This is a genomic window from Erwinia sp. E602, assembly GCF_018141005.1.
Lineage (GTDB): Bacteria > Pseudomonadota > Gammaproteobacteria > Enterobacterales > Enterobacteriaceae > Erwinia.
In genome coordinates this window covers 2,584,696-2,603,814 of the sequence record NZ_CP046582.1, presented here as the reverse complement: position 1 = coordinate 2,603,814, position 19,119 = coordinate 2,584,696, and the positions used below count along the sequence as shown (strand labels likewise).

The window sequence follows — 19,119 nt, the reverse complement described above, 5'->3', positions numbered from 1 at the left end:
CGAAAATCATGCCCGACGACGACTTTTTAGCCCTGTACAACGATGAACTCTGTTACTTCCTGCAGGCCGGTGAGCAGTTCTCACGTGAAAATCCGCAGGTCGCCAGGCATCTGGGGATGCATCATGACGGGGTACGCGATCCTTTTGTTGAGCGACTGCTGGAGGGCGCAGCCTTTCTCAGCACCCGCGTTCAGCAGCGCCTGAATTATGAGCAGCCTGAGTTCGCGCTCAATATGCTGGCCCGGCTGGCACCCTACTGGTCGGCTCCGGTGCCCTCAATGGCGCTGATCGCCATTCGTCCCGATCTGACTTATCCGCAGTGGGACACGCACACCACGCTGCCTCGCGGCAGTAAGGTGGTGTTAAGCGATCCGTCACTGCACGGCAGGACGGCAACCTTCTCAACCGGCACATCGCTGCATCTTCAGCCGGTGGTGATTGAGGAAGCCAGCTACGCGCTGCTGGCCCCCGCGTCCCTGCCTGAAGGGGTGGCACGCCATTTTCAGCTCAGTCAGTCCCACCTGCGCATCCGGCTCAGCACCCGGGGCGTGGTTGCCGTCTCACAGCTGAGATTTTCACCGCTGCAACTGACGCTGGCCGGTCACCAGGTCAAAGCCAGCCAGCTGCTCTCGCTGATCCTGCTGCACACGCAAAAAATAGTCGCCTGGGCGACCTGCGACCGGCAGACAAAGGTTGCAGAACTGCCCGCCAGCGCATTACGTCTGGGCGGGCTGGGTGATGAGGATTCACTGCTGCCGCAGGTCACGGGCGAGCTGCCGGGCTGCCGGATCCTGCGCGAGTACTTTGCCGCACCCGGCCTGTTCTGCCGTGTTGATATCGCCGGGTTGCAGCCTTTCCTCAGTGAGTGCCGGCAGGCGCGGGAGTTTGAACTGTTTATTCTGCTCGATCGGAAGGTGGTGACGCTGCTGAACCAGATTGGTGCAGCCGATTTCGCCCTGTTTGCCACGCCGGTGATTAACCTGTACCGCCGTCGCTGTGACCCGGTATTACTCAACCACGATCGCGTTGAACATCCGCTGATTGTCGACCGGTTGAACGCGTCGCTTTACGACGTTCACAGCCTGTGTCAGGTACAGGGCGTGAACCCGCAGGGGGAACCGATCCCGCTGGCCTCACCGCAGGGCGATCGCCGTTATCATCAGCCGGGCATTCCGGCCGTCTGGTCGTTACGCCGTCGGCGTGAGCCACGCGCATCGCGCTATCACAACAGCGGGTTACCGGAAGAAGAACTTTTTATCGCGCTCTCGATGGGGGAAGCCAGTGGACCAGCGCACGCGCTGAAAGCGCTGGCGGTGGAGGCGCTGGTCTGCGAACGGCATCTGATCCCGGCCGGGTTACAACAGCCGGTGTTCCAGCTGCAACAGACGTTGCCGGTGCATCAGACAGAGATTATTCGTCATCCCTCCAGCCCACAGGCGGTGCCGCCAGCGGATAAGAGCTGGCAGGCGTTACAGCTGCTGGCCGTTAACCCGCTGCACTATGCCCGGCCGCAGGTGGCGGACTGCTCTGCCTTACTGAAGGAGTGGCTGATGCTGTTTGCCGATCCCCTGCAGCCCACCCATCAACGCCGTCTGGACAGCATTGAGCACAGCGCGATCGGCCACCGCTTTGAGCGCTATCGCGGGGCGGGGCCGCTGGCCTGGACCCGCGGGGCAGAGATCGCGCTCAACCTGCGGCGCGACCATCATGCCGATCACGGTGCGGTGGTCTTCGCGGCGGTGATCCATCATGCGCTGAGCCAGTACTGTGAGCTAAGTCAGACGCTGCGCATGACGCTCTCTCTCGATGGCGAGCCGCAAATCAGCTGGGAGAACGACCGTGTCGGCTAAGCCAGAGGCGTGGAGCGCGCTCAGTGCCAGCCAGGACTTTTTCGCCCTGCTGCGGGAATTTGAACATCTCTGCGGCGGCGAGCCGCAGCTGGGGCAGAGTCGCGATGGCTCGTTGTCGCGCATACGCATTACCCAGCGGGCAGACGCGGCGTTCGCCCCGCGTGAGGTGGCGGATGTACAGATAAACGACGGCCGGCTGGAGGTGATCACCCGCTGCTTTGGTTTTTTTGCGCCATACGGCCCGTTACCCCTGTACGTCACCGAACACGCGCATGCAGAGGCCTTTTCACAGCGCAACCGGGCCTTTGAGGCCTTTATGGCGATTTTCAGCCAGCGGCTGGCGCTGTTTTTTTACCGCGCATGGAGCCAGCTTAACCCGATAGTCGGGCACGATCGCCCGCCGGAGCAGAACCGGTTTGACCGCCGCCTGCGGATGGTCGCCGGGATACCGGCGGCCCAGCCTCTGGAAACTCACCTGAGCCGTCTGCGCCTGGCCTGGCCCGGCGCGTGGCTGCCGGGGCGGGGTTCGGTAGCGGAGTTGCAACGGATGCTGACCCACTACTTCTCCGTCCCGGTGCGGGTGCGCACCCGACAGGGCAGGTGGATTGGCGATGAGCCTGGCGTTCATCCGGTGGGCAACCTGCTGGGCGCCACCCGACTCGGAAGGCGTTTCTATGATGCGCAGCACGCCGTGCGGATAGATATTGGCCCGCTGGACGCCAGCGAGTATTCGACATTTCAACGCGGGGCACCGGCATTGCTCTCTCTGGCGCACTGCTGCCGGGCTTTTTTCCGCCACCGGTACGTGATGGATATTGTGCTGCTGATCCGCACCTCACCTGCGATGGCCTGCCGTCTGGGGCAGGGGCGTGCGGGGCGCAGCGGCTGGTTGCAGGCCAGGGAAAAGATCGTCTCCCAGCCTGTCTGGTATTCGACAACCTGAAATAAGGAAGGTTAAAGGTGTATCAGCGAGAACGTCTGTTTTCCCTGTTGGGAGCGTTTGCCAGGGCAACCTTTGTTGACGCAACCCGGCTGTGCCGCAGTTTCCGCCACGAGACCGTGGAGCTGGAGCACTGGCTAAGCGTGCTGGTCAGCGAGGATCGCGGTGATATCCCGCTGCTGTTCAACGCCTGTGAGGTCAGCCAGTCACGGGTGGCGAACGCGCTGAAGAAGATCCTGCACACTCAGCCAAACCGCGAGGGGACGGTGAGCGACCTGTCAGCCAGCCTGATCCGTGCGGTAGAGCACGGGGTGGTGGTCAGCCAGCTTAACCCGGCCGGTGGCCCGGTGCGCACCGCCCATATTCTGCTGGGTATCCTGCAGGATCCGGCGCTGCAGCGCGTGTTGTACCGACTCTGCGATGAGTTCAAAAAGCTGCCGCTGCCCAAAATTTTTGACGACTATCCGGCGATTATTGCCTGCTCCATTGAGCAGGTGAACGCTGACCCGTTGTCGGTCAGCCCGCCGCCCGCGGCCGCAGACGCAGGGGCAGAGAGCGCCGTGCTCACCCGCTGGTGTGCCGATCTGACCGCCCAGGCCGCCAGAGGTGAGATTGATCCGGTCATCGGTCGTGAGCAGGAACTGCGCCAGCTGATCGATATTCTGCAGCGCCGGCGGCAGAACAACCCGATGCTGGTGGGCGAGGCGGGCGTGGGCAAAACGGCGGTGGTCGAGGCGCTGGCCAGCCAGATCGTCAGCGGCCAGGTGCCGCCACGCCTGCAGGGGGCGCGCCTGCTGTCGCTGGATCTCGGCAGCCTGCAGGCGGGTGCCACGGCGCGCGGGGAGTTTGAAGCCAGAATCTGCGCGCTGCTGGATGCCATCCGTGCTTCCGGCAGCCCGGTGGTGCTGTTCTGTGATGAGGCGCACAGCCTGGTCGGTGCGGGGGGGCAGGCCGGAACCGGTGATGCGGTGAATCTGCTCAAGCCGATGCTGGCGCGCGGCGAGCTGAGGATGATTGGGGCCACTACCTGGTCGGAATATAAGCAGTTTATTGAGCCGGACGCCGCGCTGACCCGCCGTTTTCAGACCGTGCTGGTCAGTGAACCTGATGAAGCCCGCGCGGTCGCCATGCTGCGCGCCATCGCGCCGAAATTTTCCGCCTTTCATGAGGTGTCGATCCGCGAATCCGCGCTGCTGGCGGCGGTGCGCCTGTCACAGCGCAATCTTCCCGCGCGGCAGCTGCCCGATAAGGCGATTGCCCTGCTGGACACCGCCTGCGTGCGGGTTGCCCTCAGCCAGCACGGGCAACCTTACGCTATTAGTGACGCCCTGGCCGAACGGGATGCGCTGCGGCGGGAAAGCGACAATCTGCAGCAGGAACCGCTGGCGGCGGAGGAGAAAGAACCACGGCTGGCGGCGCTGCAACAGCGACAGTCTGCGTGCCGGCAACGGCTGGACAGCCTGCGCCAGCAGCATCAGCAGGAGCAGCAGATCCTCCAGCGCTACCGTGCCAGGCAGCAGGAAGGGGCAGAGCCAGCGCTGGCGGAACTGTCGGACGGGCTGAACGAAACGCCGCTGATCTCCCCGTGGGTGGATGAGCGGGTGATTGCCGACGTGCTGTCCGACTGGACCGGTATCCCCTCCGGGCGCATGTTGCAGAGCGACATCGACAACGTGCTTCAGCTGGAATCACGGCTGGAGGCGCAGATCTTTGGCCAGCCTGCGGCAGTACGGCAGCTGGCTCAGGCGATACGGGTTTCGCGGGCAGGGTTGCAGTCGCCGGAACGCCCGTCAGGGGTCTTTCTGCTGGCCGGGCCAACCGGCACCGGGAAAACGGAAACCGCCCACGCGCTGGCCCAGGCGATTTATGGCGGAAGCCATAATCTGATCGCCTTTAACATGAGTGAATTTCAGGAAGCGCACAGCGTCTCCACGCTGAAAGGTGCGCCGCCAGGCTATATCGGCTACGGCAAAGGAGGAAAGCTAACCGAGGCGGTCAGGCGTAAACCCTGGTCAGTTGTCCTGCTGGATGAGTTTGAAAAAGCGCACCCGGATATTCATGACCTGTTTTACCAGGTGTTTGATAAAGGGCTGATGGAGGATGGGGAAGGGCGGCAGATCAGCTTCCGCCACTGCTTCTTCCTGCTGACCTGCAATGCCGGCGGTGATGAAATTGAGGCCGCCGCCGCCGAACAGTCGCTCACGCTGTCCACGCTGCGGCCGCGGGTCCATCAGGCGCTTAGCCGGGTGTTCTCTCCGGCGTTGCTGGCGCGAATGACCCTGATCCCGTATCTGCCGCTCAGCGACGAGGCTCTGCGGGCGATTGTCCGCTACCAGCTGGACGCACTCGACGCCCGGCTGACGGCCGGTGCCGGGGCCGGAACCCGGCTGACGGTGGCGGCAGACGTCATGGACTGGCTGACGGCCCGCGCCCGACAGCATCCGTCCAGCGGGCGTGCCGTCGAGGGATTACTGCAACAGACGGTGCTGCCGCCGATCGGCCTTGAGCTACTGCAACGCCAGCGCACCCGGCAGGTATTGCACGAAATTCAACTGAGTATCGAAGACGACTGCCTGACGCTGCATTTCGTCTGAACCGCATCACCCTGTACAAGGAGGTTGTATGTCTTTGCTTGAAATCGTAAGTGATGAGCTGAACGCGCTGGACGCCTACCCGCTCAGTTTTAAGGTAGAGGAGGGGATGTCCGCGAATGCCGCGTACTCTCTGGACGTCGAGTGCCGCAGCGCGGAGGTCGATTTCGACCCGCTGCTGGGTAAGAAGGTCACCGTCTCCGTTGAGTTGCCCGGCGGCAGGCGGCGGCCGTTTAATGCCTGGATTATCGCCGGGGCCGATCGCGGGCAGCAGGGCACGCATTTTGTTTATCAGTTCAGGCTGAGTGGCTGGCCGTGGTTTCTGCAGCAGAACCGCAACTGCCGGATCTTCCAGAATCTGAACGTGCCTGACATTGTCACGCAGATTTTCTCGCGTTATGGCGCGGCGGATTACCGCTTCGAGCTGGAAGGCACCTATCCGCCGCGGGAGTACTGCGTGCAGTTTTCCGAAAGTGACTTCGATTTCGTCAGCCGCCTGCTGGAGGATGAAGGCATCAGTTACGTGACGGAACACGGCGAGGATCGCCACACGCTGGTGATCCAGGACCGGCAGACCTGGCCCCTGCTGGATGCCCCCTGGCAGGCGCTGAGCTACATCCCCGACGGCGAAGAGGGGCGCGCCATTCGCGAAGGCATTCAGCGCATTCGTCGCCAGCGCAGGGTCAGCCCGAATGAGATTGTCCTGCGTGATTTTGACTATCTCAATCCGCGCAATAACCTGCAAACCCGGGCCGAACAGCAGGACAACCGGCTGCCGGAGACGCCGCTGCAGTGGTATGACTATGCCACGGGTTACCGGGATACCGAACGGGGCGAACGGCTGGCGCAGATACGCCTGCAGGAACTGCAGGCCCAGGGCCTGCTGCTCAACGGCGAAAGCAACGCCACGGGCCTGCGGCCCGCCCGCCGTTTTGCGCTCTCGCTGCACCCTGACCCGCAGCGCAACCGCGGCTACAAACTGCTGCGCTGCGACTATGACTTTATTCAGGACGGGCCGGACAGCAGCAGCCAGGGGCGCAACGTCATCTGCCGTTTTATCGCGATAAATGACGACATCGCCTGGCGGCCGCCCCGCGTCACGCCACGGCCACAGATGCCCGGTTTGCACAGTGCCACCGTGGTCGGCCCGGCTGAGTCCGAAGTGCACACCGACAAACACGGGCGCATCCGCGTGCATTTTCACTGGGACCGTGACAAGAGCCGTGAGGAGGACTGCTCATGCTGGATGCGGGTGGTGCAGGCCTGGGCGGGCAAAGGCTGGGGCGTGCTGGCGATGCCGCGCGTCGGGCAGGAAGTGCTGATCACCTATCTTGACGGCTCACCTGACCGGCCGGTAGTGACCGGCATCGTCTACAACGGTGATAACCCGCCCCCTTACCGGCTGCCGGAGCAGATCAACTACAGCGGCCTGGTTTCGCGCTCGCTGAAGTTTGGCCAGCCGCAGCATGCCAGCCAGCTGACGTTTGATGATAAGCGCGGCGGTGAACGGGTAATGATGCACGCAGAGCGCGATCTGCACACCTCGGTTGAGCGCAACAGCGTCAGCGACGTCGGGCAGGATCTCTATCAGGTGGTCACCCGCACGCTGACGGAACAGCTGCAGAACGCCGTTTCTTACAAAGCTAACGCCATCGGGCTGACCGGCAACAATGTTACCGCAACCGGTAATCAGGCAGCGCTGACGGGCAACGCGGTTTCAATGACCGGAAACACTCTCTCTGTCACGGGGAGCGGGACCTCTTTTACCGGGATAAGCAGTGCGGTGATTGGTCAGAGCCTTTCTGCCACCGGCAACAGTATCAGTTTAACCGGCTGTAACAGCAGCTGTACCGGCAGCTCAACCGCCGTGATCGGCGATGCCAGCAATTTCACCGCCAGCTCCACCTCGTTTCTCGGGGAAGGAACCGCCTTCACCGGCGTGTCATCGTCGATGACCGGCACCGAGGTGGTCATGACCGGGGCCAGCACCATGTTCTACGGCTCACTGGTACAAATGTTAGGTTCATGGGTGAACTTCACCGGTTCCGTGTTTATGAACAATGGCTCAAATATCACCAATATCGGCTCAAGCATTGTGACCACCGGTTCGAGTATCACCACCACCGGTGTCGGCGTCTCTGTGAGCGGTGCCAGCATGCAAACCGTCGGCGTGAAAATGTCGAACTAAGGAAGGGTAAAGCGATGAGAATCATTAAACCGCAGCAGCTGATTGTGCTGAAGTCGGGCTATCAGATCGGTCAGGAAAGTTTTCTGGGGATCAGCGTGGTAGCAGGGTGCTACCTCAGCCGCCCTGACCAGTTTGCCACCGAGGCAAAAATCTGGCACGCCTGGAACAGTGCGCCGCACATGATGTCAGTGCTCGACTGCGCCGAGCCGAAACCGCATGCGGAATATCTGCTGGCAGGCCAGGTGTTGCGCGATCCTCCCGCCACGCACGCCGAGGTGAGCATCGCGGTGGGGCGGCTGAGAAAAAGCTGGCATATCGTTGGCGATCGCGACGCCGGGCGCCTCAGCCCTGAAGCGTTTACCCGGATGCCGCTCGATCACCCTCAGGGGTGGTGCGGTGACGATGGCAGGCTCAACCCGGCCGGTAAACCGCTGGCCAATATCGAACTCGCCGGTACACCGCTGGCGTCTAAGCTGGCCGCGGCCACGCCGGTACCCCATCATTTCCCTGAGCGCGATATCTACCTGCAGCCGGTACGGGCGGAGATGAACGGCGCCGCTTACCGCGATACGGTTTTTCCCGGCTTACCGGACGGCATCGATCCGCGTTACTTCCAGATGGCCGCAGCCGAACAGTGGCTGAACGCGCCGGAGTGGCCTGACGATGTCGCCGTAACGCTGACCGGTTTCAGTAATGACAGCGAGGTAAACTGCACGCTGCCTGCGGTTCGGGCCGTGGTGCTGGCGCGCTATGGCGACAGGCCCGTCGAGCCGGTCAGGCTGGAACGTAAGACGCTGTGGCTGTTGCCGGACAGTGACCTGGCGTTAATTATTTTCACCGGCCGGCTGCCGCTGGACGATGCTCTGGATGAGTCGGTGAGCCTGATTATGGCCGGTCTCGATGCCGTGCAGGCACCGCGTACCGCGCAGCACTACGCCGGGATCGTGGCGCGGCGGACGGCGACGGACGCCCCGCCGCTCAGTTTCCTCTACGATCCGGAGCTGATGCCGGAAGGGGCCGCGCTGGACGTGATCGCCTCTGCTGAGCAACATCCTGATTCAGCTGAAGCCCCGCGCGGCCCGCAGGATCCGGCCATTGCCCGTGAATTTTATCAGCAGATCCAACAGCTGATCGCGGCGGACCATGCCAGGCCGGCACCGCTCTCCGCGCGGGATTTTACCGACTGTCATTTACCCGGTACGCCTGACGCCCTGTCACTGCTCCGGCAGCACAGCCTGCTGGAGGATAAGAGCTTCTCAGCGCTGACCCTGAGCCAGCTGCACGGGAAAACGTTCCGCCGTTGCCGCTTCAGCCAGGTCAGTTTTCTGGCGGCCACGCTGCAGCAATGCCGGTTTGAGCACTGCAGCTTTGACCAGTGCTGCTGGCAGGGCAGCCGGCTGGAGGGGGTGCAGTTTGAACATGTCACCCTGACGGCGTGCGACCTGCGCCGCGCGCACTGGCAGCAGGTCAGCGCACAATTTTTCAACGCCGAGCGCTGCCTGGTTGGCGAAATCTGCTGTGATAACTGCCAGTGGACCCACAGCCAGTTTGTGAAGTGCGATCTCACCCAGAGCCGCTGGCACGATAATCACTGGCGGGGCGTTTCACTGGATGAGAGTCAGTTACCGGCGGCACACCTGCTGCACAGCACCCTGACGCAGTGCCTGTTTAACCAGTGCGACGCGGCGCAGCTGCAGATGACCCGGGTCACGGCCACGGCCACGTCATTACTGGGCGGCAACTGGCAAAAAAGCGTGTTTAGCGAATGTCAGCTGGTCAGCCTGACCGCCGCGCTGGAGGGCGATTTCACCGGCGTTCACTTTTCTCACTGCTGGCTGCAGAAAATGGGCTTTAAAGGCGGAATATTGCCCGAAGCCCTGCTGGAACACTGCGTGGTCGAAGAAGGCAACTTCGACCGGTGCAGGTTAACCGGCAGCCGTTTTCTGCGCTGTGATATGGCGGGGAGCCGCTGGAAAGATGCCCGGCTGGAAAACACCTACTGGCTTGACTCCAGCCTGCAGCAGGGTCAGTTCTACCGGGCCAATCTTTGTGCTGCCCACTTCCGCGACTGCAATCTGATTGGCGCGAGCCTGGCCAGAACCCGCTGCGACCGGGCCACGCAGTTCAGCGACTGTCTGCTGGAGGGAGCAACCCGTCTGCCTGCGCTGCCCCCGGAGATGCCGAAGAAACGGGGGAGCGTATGACGGATAACCCGCAGATACCGCCGCAGGACCCGATGTGCAAACCGCCGGACGCGGCGCTGGCCGGCGTGCCGGAGAGCCCGACCGTGCTCAGCGGGCAGCACTTCAGCCCGCTCAACCCGCCCGCCGGGGCGTGGCGCAATATGCACGTCACCGACTGCCAGTTTAGCGGGCTGAGCCTGCAGGGGTGGCAGCTGGAAGGGGTACGCTTTGAACGGTGCCAGTTCACTGACGTCAGGGTCAGCGGCGGATCCTTTGATCGCTGCGATCTCTTTCAGTGCCGGCTCAACAACGTCAGCCTGCATCAGCTGGAGGTCAGCCACCTCTACAGCCATCAGAGCCGGTGGGAAAACCTGCAGCTGACGCAAAGCCGGCTGAGCCACGTCACCCTGCAACAGGATCGCGGCCAGCTGCTGTGCGCGGAGCAGTGTCACACCGCCCACTGGACGCTGATTGAGGTCACGCTCAGCCAGCTGCGGCTGCTGAACGGCCAGGCGGAGGACTGGAATTTCAGCGACTGCACCCTTGAGCACGGGCACTTCCAGGCGCTGGCACTGATCCGCTGGGTGGCCGCCAGCAGCCGCTTTGCGCACTGCCGCTTCAGCCTGCTACCGGGGCGCGGGCCGGTGTGGTTCAAATGCCAGCTGGAGGCGTGCGTGCTGCGGCAGCAGACGCTGCCGGGCATCAGTTTCCACCAGAGCCGGTTAACCGGCTGTGACCTTTCCGCTAGTGATTTCAGCGGCGGGATCTTCAGCGCCGCCTGTCTGACGCACTGCCTGCTCAACGATACGGGGCTGCAGGCGGTGCAGGGGGCCGATCTGCAACTGGCGCAGTGCCAGCTGCGCGGGGCGCGGTTGACGGCAGCCCATCTGCAGCGGGCTGCGTTGAGCCATTGTACGCTGGCCACCAGTGACTGGACGCGGGCTGACCTGCGCGATGCCTGCCTGGACAGGCCCGACGCCGCTGAACTGGCGACGGCACGACTGTACGGCAGCCATCTGCCGGAAGGCGAACCCGCCAGGCCAGACGACCCGCTGCTGCAGGCCATCGATCGCTGGTATGCGCAGTTCCAACCGGGGCCGCACGCCGGCCTCTCATTTCCTTCTCTACCTTCAGGAGTCAGTCGTTATGTCTGATCACGCAACAGTATCACGCTTCAGAAAACTATCCCGCCGTCAGCCAGGGGGGGCGCCCGTTGCCCCCACTGCCCCCGAGTGTATTGCCAGGCTGGCGACGCTGGAGGCCGATAAAACCGGGCTGCTCTATATCGCGGGTTATCGTCATCGGGTGTTGAAAATTGCCGTCAGCTGCCTGACCCAGCCCGAGGTGGGCGATCGGGTCAGATTTATTGAAGAGGGTGACAATCTGATCGTTCTCGATCTTCTGTACTGCGCCGATGCCGGGCGCTGCCTGACGCTAAGCAGCCAGCAGCCCAGGATGAAAATTTACTCGCAGCAGCTGGATATTGAGGCGCGTGATGCGCTCAGCCTGACCAGTGACCGGCTCTCGGTGGTCTCACGCAGCTGCCGCTGGCTGGCGGATCACCTGCAGCAGTGCGTCCGTTACCTGCAACAGCGCTCGGTTCACGCCGAGCGGCGGGTGGAACAGTGCGACACCGTGCTGGCAAAACACCTTGTGCAGTCTGCTGAACAGAGCTACCGGCTGGAAAGCAAGCTTGCCGCCATCAATGCCAGCGCCGTGCTGAAGATCGACGGCGCTCAGATCCATATGGGGTGAACGATGACCGCAGCCAACAACAACGCCGGCGGGCTGAGCTTCGCCGGCTGTGACCCGATGATCCCGGCACCCGGCCCCAATATCGCGCCAAACGCCACCGGCGTGCCTAACGTGGCGAACTACTTTCTGATGGGCAGCAACCAGCAGAATATGGCGACGATCCGCACCACCACCGTGGACAGCGGCAGCGTGGTGGGAACCTGCTCGGGCACCCACTCTGCGCAGATGCAGCCGATGCAGGGGTCAGGAAAGTATTTCCTGCAGGGGATGCCGGTGACGCGCCTCGGCGATATGAGCATGACCAACAACAACAACACCGTTGCTGCTCAGATCGCACCCAGCCAGACCAAATACTTTATCAACGCCTGATGGACACCAGACAGACTGACGCAGGGAGCAGCTAATGGAACGATTTTCTACACAACGTATCGCCTGGGTTGAAGGCATGCTGATGGAACCCCAGCATTTTCAGCAGCAGGAACGTTTCTTTGAGCACCGCATCAACCAGCGGGTGGACGCGCTGGAGCCCTTCCACTGGGGCTTCAGCCAGATTGAGATCAATCACTCGCTGCTGGAGCAGGGTAAATTCGCCCTGACCCGCGCGCGGGGTATTTTCCCGGACGGCACGCCGTTCAGCCTGCCGGACGATGCTCCCTTACCGCTGCCGCTGGTGGTGGATGAAAACAGCCGGGGCAAATGCATCTGCCTGGCGGTGATGATGGACCTGCCCGGCGTTCCGCTGATGGATCTTAACCGTCAGAGTGAAAAAAGCCGCTTTAACACCACGGACGCCGATATCGCCGACAGTAACCTCGGCGTCAGCAGCGAAGGCTCGCCGCGCACGGTCACGCTGGAGCTGGGGCGGCTGAACTGCCGGCTGCTGCTGCAGGAGGAGGTCAGCAGCGCCGAGTCGTCGCTGGCGATCGCGATGATAGCGGACCGACAGCGTGATGGCCGGGTACAGCTGGCCGAGGAGATACTGCCCCCTCTGCTGGATGTGCATGCCTCCCGCTGGCTGGTGGCGGCCACGACGGAGCTTCTTGGGCTGATTACCCAGCGGCTGGAAAATGTGTCCCGCGCCGACGTGCCCGCGGCGGTCGGGGGGCTGTCGGAACTGCTGGAACTGCTGCTGTTGCAGCTGCTCAGCGAATATCAACTGCGCTTCAGCCATCTGCTGGAAAGCCCGCAAACCCATCCGGAAAAACTTTACCAGGCGCTGCTTGGGCTGCTGGGCCGGCTGAGCATCATCCCCGACGGTGAGAAAACGTGGGCCCGCAGCGACCTTCATTATCAGCACGGTGCGCCACACCGCTGCTTCTTTCCGTTAATGCAGGCGATCAGGCGGGCGTTGTCACTGATAATCGAAGCGCCTGCCGTGGCCCTGAACTTCAGCGAGCGTGGCGACAATATCCTGGTGTGCCAGAACGACGGCCAGCTGAGGCTGGAAAAAGTGGTGTTTGCCGTCAGCTCCGCCTTACCGGGTGATATTCTGCGCAGCTATTTCCCGGCGCAGGTGAAACTGGGGCCGGTGGAAAAAATCGTTCACCTGATCGACCTGCAGCTGCCGGGCGCGCGCATTATGCCGATGTCAACGCCGCCGAGGCATGTGCCCTGGTACCCGAACAGCGTCTATTTCGAAACCGACACCGCAGACCCGCTCTACCGGGAGATGATGGCGGGGCCCGCGATGGCGCTGAGTATCGTCGGCGACTTCCCGGAGCTGCGTATTGACAGCTGGGGCCTGCGCCAGGGACGAATTGGATGAGTAACGCTGAGCGCAGGATGAATGCCGTGATCGCGGGTGGCGTCAAACCGGGCGACGGTGCGGAGACATTCGCCGCCGTGATGGCTGACGGCGACCCGGCGGCGATCGCGCCACGCAGCGCGCTGGCCCGCCCGGGGAACAGCTGCGGAAGCTGGACTAATCCGATCATCAAGGCGGCGATGCCCGCGCTGCTGCTGATGGAACGCAATCGCGGCCATCAGCAGGACGATGGCGGAGCCACGCGTGCTCAGTTTATCCGCGAAGCACATCTCTTTCAGCAGGTGCTGCAGGTACGGTATCCGGCGGATGATATCCACCGCCTGGTCTATCTGCTCTATTCCTGTATTGATGAAACCCTCGGGGATACCAAAAGCAAGGATGCGCTGGGCATCACGCTGGGCGTGGAGTTTTATCAGAATGCCTGGGGAGGTGAAAAATGCTTTGAACACCTGCAACAGTACTGTCGCGAACCTGAAAAGCACGGCGACATTCTCGCTTTCTACGACCTGATCCTCTCCCTCGGGTTTACCGGGAAGTACCGCATCATGGAGCGCGGAATCGTGCTGCTGGCGGACTTGCGGCATCAGCTGGACAAGCTGCTGTACGGCCAGGACCCGCTGCAAAGTCTGGCACAGGTTGAAGATATTAGCCCTCCACGTAAGGTCAGGCGGCTGCGGCCGCGCCACCTGTTCTGTGGCGGCGTACTGCTGTTACTGACGGCCTGGGGCATCGCCGCCTGGTCTCTGCATGATGCCTCCCGCGCGCTGCGTAGCGCGATCCTCGCGTGGACGCCTGCTGCACCCCGGCGCATCAACCTGATGGCTACGTTACCCCAGCCTCTGCCACGCATTCTCAGCGAAGGCTGGCTGGAGGTGAGGGAAGATCCGCGCGGCTGGCTGCTGATTTTTACCTCGGACGGGGCGTTTGCCACCGGAAAATCCGTGCTTTCCGCCGATTTTCAGCGCAGGCGTAACATTGAACGACTGGGCGAAGCGTTGGCTCCCTGGCCCGGGGATCTCGAGGTCATCGGCCACACCGACAGCCAGCCTTTCAGAAACAATACCCGGGACTCGAACCAGAGACTCTCTGCCGCCCGGGCGGCAACCGTGGCCAGCGTATTACGCGCGGTGATGCAACCGGCGGACGGGGTGCCGAGGGCGATCGTGTCGCTGGGAAAAGGCGAGAGCGAGCCGATCGGTGATAATGCCACCCCGCAGGGGCGCAGTAAGAACCGGCGTGTCGATATTCTGTGGAAGATTGGCCATCGCGACAACGGCCATAGTGGCGCGGATGGCGAGGATAACAGTGACGTCAGACAGCTGTTGCGCGACATCCGTGAGAAGAGACGTCAGACACCATAAGGAAGTGCTATGTTACGGCGAACGTTTATTTTGCTGCTGGCGCTGCTGCTGAGCGCCATTATCTGGTGGATCGGGCCGCTGGTTTCCGTCGGCAGCTGGCGGCCTCTGAGCAGCGTTGTTGTCCGGCTGCTGCTGATTACCGCCCTGATCCTGCGGGCAGTCTGGCCGTGGATCGCGCAGTTTACCGGCGGGCTGTTCCGCCAGGCGCAGGCCAGGCGTTCTGCCCCGGAAAAGAGCCGCGCGCGCGATCGGGTCAGCCAGCGGTTTTATGATGCCATGAGCACCCTGAAAAGTGCCGGCCTGGCGCAACAGCGCAGCGGCTGGCAGCGGCTGCGCTATCGTGTTTTTCAGCGTTACCTGGACGACCGCCCGTGGTTTATGATCCTCGGGCCAGCCGGCAGTGGCAAAACCGCACTGCTGAGCGAGAGCGATCGGCGGTTTATATTTGCCGGGCACTACGGCATGACGTCGACCGTGGAGCCTGGGCCGACCCGGGATTGCAACTGGTGGCTGACGGAGCAGGCGGTGTGGATCGACACCGCCGGTGACTGGGTGCAGCTTAACGGCCTGAGTGATGAGACGGCAACAGGGCTTCCGCAGCTGTTCAGGCTATTGCGCCGCTTTCGCAAACGTCCGGTGCTGGACGGCGTTTTCCTCTGCCTGAACGCGCATGAAATCCTGCATGCCTCGCTGAACGAACGCAAATCGCTGGCGGATGCCTTACGCGTCCGGCTGCTGGAGATCCCCCTGCTGGCCTGCAGCGATCAGCCGGTGTACCTGATGCTCACCCATCTCGATAGGCTGACCGGTGGCGAGACGCTGCTGACGCTGCTCAGCGCGGATCTGTTGCAGAAAGGCCTCGGTTTCAGCGTGCCTCCCGGCAACAGCGGGTTACAGAACTGGCCTGTCGCTGAACAGGGTTACCAGCAGATGGTCAGCCGCGTGAGTCAGTATACGCTGGAGCGGCTGCATGACATTTCATCGGTGCAGCAGCGCCAGCAGCTGCTGTTTCTTATCGAGGCGCTCGGCGCGCTTGGCAGGCCGCTGTTCAGCCTGCTGGAACAGATCTTCCCTGCGTCCTCGCGGGGCTACATGGCCCGCCTGCAGCAGGTGTGGCTGGGCAGCACGCGCACGCTGGGCGAAGACAATGCCGCTGCCGGTGGCAGCAATCCTGACGCAGCGAGGCCTGCCGGAATCCTTTACAACGCCGCCTGGCAACAGGCAATCGCCCGCCGCTATCTGCCGCTGCGCAACCACGGCAACGTGCCGGCGGGCGTGCGGTGGCGCAGGGTGGCAAACTATGCCGCCGTGCTGCTGCTGTTAGCCGCTGCCGCCGGACTACTGGTAAGCCGCTACGCCTGGGAAAATGACTATATCGCATGGGTCGCTGCCCGTTTTGATGAGAGTCGCCGGCTCTCCGTCGAGGTGCCGGTGACCAACCGGGTCGGCGACGGTCTGGTCGTGGCTTACGGTCAGCTCGACTATATGAACGTACAGCTGCAGGCGCAGCCTTCACCGACGGCCAACCCTTACTTTGAACACCGGCTGGTCAACGAGGCCTCGCGGCACAGCTATCAGCGCCATCTGCGGACGTTTTTCTGGCCCGCGGTAGAGAATTATGTCGCCTGGTCGCTGGCGCAGGACACGGCCGCAAAGGATGACGATGTTTACAGCACGCTGAAAGTCTACCTGATGCTGGCAGAGCCGCAGCACCGTGAGGCGGACGCGCTGGTCAGCTGGTTTATGGCCCGCTGGGATCGCTTTGCCCCGCAGCAGGGGGGCGGCATGGACAAACGCCTGTTCCGTTATCATCTGCGGCAGCTGTTTGCTTCCGCTGGCACACCGGCGATGAAAGCCGATGACGCGCTGGTGCGGCGGGCGCGGGGTAAAGCGGCTGCTATCCCGCTGCAGCAGCGCGTCGTGCGCCGCGTTGAACAGAGCCTGGCCGATTCAGTTCTGCCGGATATCACGCTGGCCCTGGCGGCCGGATCGGACGTTACGCTGACCCTGCGCCGCAAAAGCCAGGCCACGGTCAGCGATGTGGCGGTCAGCAAATTTTACACCCGCGCCAGCTACCGCGACCTGTTCCTGCCGCAGGTACAACCGATGGCGGAAAGCGTCATTAAAGAGCAGGCCTGGGTAATGGGCAGCAGCGGCAGCGCCGACAACGTCAGGACGCTATTGTCAGGGCAGAAGCTGGCGGATGAAGCGCGTAAGCTCTACCTGCTGGAGTATGCCAACGGCTGGAGCGCCTTCCTCACGGATATTCGCGCCCGGCCGGTCAATGGCCTGGAGGATGCCGCCCAGCTGGCGCGTCAGCTGGGGGATCCTTCTTCTTCACTGGCTAACCTGGTGCGCTTTGCCACGCGTGAAACCAGCCTGACCGGGAAAGATTCGGCCGGGGCAACCAGCTGGTTTGACCGCCAGCGCTATCGCTTCGAACGGCAAAAGCGCGACGTGGTGGATGAACTGAGCGGGGAGCGAAGCCGCTTCCGCCTGACGCCGGAAGACGCGGTGGAAGACCGTTTTCTGACGCTACGGCGTACCGGCCTGGCGCTGTCACAGGCTAACCGCACCGCTGGCGATCCGCTGACGCGCCTGTTTGACGAGCTGTTTAACCAGCTCTCCGCGCTGGCGACCTCACAGCACAGCGGTCAGCGGCTGCCGCAGGGGGGGCTGGAGCGCGCCAGGCTGGATGCCGCCCGGCAGCCGGAACCGATCCGCAGCGTGGTGATGGATCTGATCCAGCAGGGCAGCCATGAAAGCCAGCGGCAGAACCGTCTGAGCATCGGTAAAGGGGCCTCGTCGCTGGCGTCGGGTTTATGTAACAGCACCGTCAGCCGTCGTTATCCGTTTTCGCGAAACGCACGCACTGAAGTGGGCATTGACGACTTTGCCCGCCTGTTTGGCCCCGGTGGGGCAATGAAAACCTTCTTCGACAGCCAGCTGGCCGACCTGATTGATATTAATGCCGACCCCTGGAAGGCCCGCGACGGCGGGGCGATTAACGCGGCCACGGTGCGGGCATTTGAGAATGCGGCGAAAATCCGTGAAACCTTCTTCGCCGGCGGCGAGCGTCCCGCCTTTACCCTGTTTATCCGCCCGGTCAGCCTCTCGTCTGACATTGCCCGCGCCACGCTGGATATTGATGGCCAGCCAATTGAGTACGCTATCGGTGAGTCTCAGCCGGTACGTATCGACTGGCCGGGGCCGAAAGGCGGCAGCTATATCCGGCTGAGCTTTAAAACCGCACAGGGAGATATCCACACCGCCCTGTTTGAAGGCCCCTGGGCGCTGTTTCACCTGTACGACGCCAGCGACGTCATGCCGGTTGACGGCAACCGGCGTCAGCTGCGGATGCGGATGGCGGGCGTCAGCGGCAGCCTGCTGGTGGAGCTGCGTTCCACGATGAAAGATTTTCCACTGTGGTCGCGGGCACTGGGCAACTTCAGCTGCCCGCAGGCCCTGTAACGGGCTGGCCGGGTGGTCAGCTTATACGTGAGTGTTATCAAGGAGAGAGAAAACTATGTTAGATCCCAAAGCAATTATTGCCACCATCGAAGCCGCCATGAGCCACGTCCAGGGGGCGCAAGCGTCACTTTCCGAACAGTTTATGTCCGGGGTCAGCGGCATGAATTTGTCAGGAAGCGACTCGGCCAGCGCGGTGATGGACAGCACCAGCCAGAGCTGCCGGCAGATGATGGAGCAGATGGAGAAAACCTTCGCCAGCCTGCAAAGTAATCTGGATGCGCATCAGGCGATGCAGCGGCAGGAGGTGACGGCCGATTTTAACCAGCAGAAGAACGATCTGCGGGACACCCTTGCCCGCGGCTTCCCGGCGGAGGATCCGGCATTTCTGCAGGGTAAACCCAGGCTGTAGAGCGGGTAACCGATGCTGATACGGGCTTAACGTGATGCCTGAAAACGCCTGAAAGCACTTTTCAGGCGTTTTATTCACCGTGCCGTAAGGCGGTTCGTCCGCACGGAGAGGACATCAGGCTTCAGTTATCCTCGAGCTGCTGTTTGTCCTCGGGCAGCGGGCGCGGTTTGCCTTCATTATCCACGGCAACATAGAAAAATACCGCCTCGGTGGTGCAGTAGCGCTGGCCGATCGGCTCCGATGACACCTTCTTGATCCACACTTCAATATTAATGGTCATCGAGCTGGTGCCGGTGCGGATGCAGCGGGCGTGGCAGCTGACCACGTCGCCGACCGCCACCGGTTTCAGAAAGGTCATACCGTCGGCACGCACGGTGACCACGCGCCCGCCGGCAATCTCTTTGGCGAGGATGGCGCCGCCCATATCCATCTGTGACATCAGCCAGCCGCCAAAGATATCGCCGTTGGCGTTGGTATCCGCCGGCATGGCCAGGGTGCGCAGCACCATCTCGCCCTGTGGTGTTCGAACTGCTTCGCTCATGGTTTGCTTCCGGTTAATTCCCTGTGACACGCCTCTGCCGCCGGGATGAGGGCAGAGTGCGCAGT

General features: G+C 62.5%; 13 protein-coding genes. 12 read left to right on the top strand and 1 reads right to left on the bottom strand.

Annotation, left to right across the window (positions count from 1 at the left end; translation table 11 throughout):
* The first annotated feature begins 8 nt into the window (after window positions 1–8).
* Genes tssF through GKQ23_RS13220 form a run of 12 tightly spaced genes read left to right on the top strand, consistent with a single transcriptional unit; the run spans window position 9 to window position 18,513 of the window.
* On the top strand, window positions 9–1,850 hold the full coding sequence (tssF, locus tag GKQ23_RS13275) for a type VI secretion system baseplate subunit TssF (protein ID WP_212408489.1): 1,842 nt from the start codon (window positions 9–11) through the stop codon (window positions 1,848–1,850).
* Window positions 1,840–2,793, top strand: a complete 954-nt coding sequence (gene tssG / locus GKQ23_RS13270; RefSeq protein ID WP_212408488.1) for a type VI secretion system baseplate subunit TssG — start codon at window positions 1,840–1,842, stop codon at window positions 2,791–2,793. Before tssF ends, tssG begins: the two co-directional genes overlap by 11 nt.
* Before the next feature lie 17 nt (window positions 2,794–2,810).
* Window positions 2,811–5,384 carry a type VI secretion system ATPase TssH gene (tssH, locus tag GKQ23_RS13265; RefSeq protein ID WP_212408487.1) on the top strand — a complete coding sequence of 858 codons (2,574 nt, stop codon included), beginning with the start codon at window positions 2,811–2,813 and terminating at the stop codon, window positions 5,382–5,384.
* Between the two features lie 28 nt (window positions 5,385–5,412).
* Window positions 5,413–7,569, top strand: coding sequence for a type VI secretion system Vgr family protein (locus GKQ23_RS13260; RefSeq protein ID WP_212408486.1), 2,157 nt, complete (start codon window positions 5,413–5,415; stop codon window positions 7,567–7,569).
* A gap of 14 nt (window positions 7,570–7,583) precedes the next feature.
* On the top strand, window positions 7,584–9,773 hold the full coding sequence (locus GKQ23_RS13255) for a pentapeptide repeat-containing protein (RefSeq protein WP_212408485.1): 2,190 nt from the start codon (window positions 7,584–7,586) through the stop codon (window positions 9,771–9,773).
* Window positions 9,770–10,906: a pentapeptide repeat-containing protein gene (locus GKQ23_RS13250; protein ID WP_212408484.1), complete on the top strand. Its 1,137-nt coding sequence runs from the start codon at window positions 9,770–9,772 to the stop codon at window positions 10,904–10,906. The genes GKQ23_RS13255 and GKQ23_RS13250 overlap by 4 nt, the downstream gene beginning before the upstream one ends.
* A complete protein-coding gene (locus GKQ23_RS13245) occupies window positions 10,899–11,507 on the top strand; it encodes a DUF3540 domain-containing protein (protein ID WP_212408483.1) in 609 nt (202 codons plus the stop codon). Before GKQ23_RS13250 ends, GKQ23_RS13245 begins: the two co-directional genes overlap by 8 nt.
* A gap of 3 nt (window positions 11,508–11,510) precedes the next feature.
* The gene (locus GKQ23_RS13240; RefSeq protein ID WP_212408482.1) at window positions 11,511–11,876 is read left to right on the top strand and encodes a PAAR-like domain-containing protein; all 366 of its coding nucleotides are present in this window, start codon (window positions 11,511–11,513) and stop codon (window positions 11,874–11,876) included.
* A gap of 34 nt (window positions 11,877–11,910) precedes the next feature.
* Entirely contained in the window at window positions 11,911–13,272 is a 1,362-nt protein-coding gene (gene tssK, locus GKQ23_RS13235) for a type VI secretion system baseplate subunit TssK (RefSeq protein ID WP_212408481.1), read from the top strand.
* Window positions 13,269–14,633: a DotU/TssL family secretion system protein gene (locus GKQ23_RS13230; RefSeq protein WP_212408480.1), complete on the top strand. Its 1,365-nt coding sequence runs from the start codon at window positions 13,269–13,271 to the stop codon at window positions 14,631–14,633. Before tssK ends, GKQ23_RS13230 begins: the two co-directional genes overlap by 4 nt.
* Before the next feature lie 9 nt (window positions 14,634–14,642).
* A complete protein-coding gene (tssM, locus tag GKQ23_RS13225; protein WP_212408479.1) occupies window positions 14,643–18,104 on the top strand; it encodes a type VI secretion system membrane subunit TssM in 3,462 nt (1,153 codons plus the stop codon).
* Between the two features lie 55 nt (window positions 18,105–18,159).
* Window positions 18,160–18,513, top strand: coding sequence for a DUF6277 family protein (locus GKQ23_RS13220; protein ID WP_212408478.1), 354 nt, complete (start codon window positions 18,160–18,162; stop codon window positions 18,511–18,513).
* 121 nt (window positions 18,514–18,634) lie between these two features.
* Here GKQ23_RS13220 and yciA read toward each other — a convergent pair whose 3' ends face one another.
* Window positions 18,635–19,054, bottom strand: a complete 420-nt coding sequence (gene yciA, locus GKQ23_RS13215) for an acyl-CoA thioester hydrolase YciA (RefSeq protein WP_212408477.1) — start codon at window positions 19,052–19,054, stop codon at window positions 18,635–18,637.
* Between the last annotated feature and the right edge of the window lie 65 nt (window positions 19,055–19,119).

Bases quoted from the DNA above. Each gene is read 5' to 3' on its own strand.
- GKQ23_RS13245 (WP_212408483.1), top strand. From the start codon at position 10,899: ATGTCTGATCACGCAACAGTATCACGCTTCAGAAAACTATCCCGCCGT.
- tssK (WP_212408481.1), top strand. From the start codon at position 11,911: ATGGAACGATTTTCTACACAACGTATCGCCTGGGTTGAAGGCATGCTG.
- GKQ23_RS13250 (WP_212408484.1), top strand. From the start codon at position 9,770: ATGACGGATAACCCGCAGATACCGCCGCAGGACCCGATGTGCAAACCG.
- tssF (WP_212408489.1), top strand. From the start codon at position 9: ATGCCCGACGACGACTTTTTAGCCCTGTACAACGATGAACTCTGTTAC.
- GKQ23_RS13260 (WP_212408486.1), top strand. From the start codon at position 5,413: ATGTCTTTGCTTGAAATCGTAAGTGATGAGCTGAACGCGCTGGACGCC.
- yciA (WP_212408477.1), bottom strand. From the start codon at position 19,054: ATGAGCGAAGCAGTTCGAACACCACAGGGCGAGATGGTGCTGCGCACC.
- GKQ23_RS13220 (WP_212408478.1), top strand. From the start codon at position 18,160: ATGTTAGATCCCAAAGCAATTATTGCCACCATCGAAGCCGCCATGAGC.
- GKQ23_RS13240 (WP_212408482.1), top strand. From the start codon at position 11,511: ATGACCGCAGCCAACAACAACGCCGGCGGGCTGAGCTTCGCCGGCTGT.
- GKQ23_RS13230 (WP_212408480.1), top strand. From the start codon at position 13,269: ATGAGTAACGCTGAGCGCAGGATGAATGCCGTGATCGCGGGTGGCGTC.
- tssM (WP_212408479.1), top strand. From the start codon at position 14,643: ATGTTACGGCGAACGTTTATTTTGCTGCTGGCGCTGCTGCTGAGCGCC.
- GKQ23_RS13255 (WP_212408485.1), top strand. From the start codon at position 7,584: ATGAGAATCATTAAACCGCAGCAGCTGATTGTGCTGAAGTCGGGCTAT.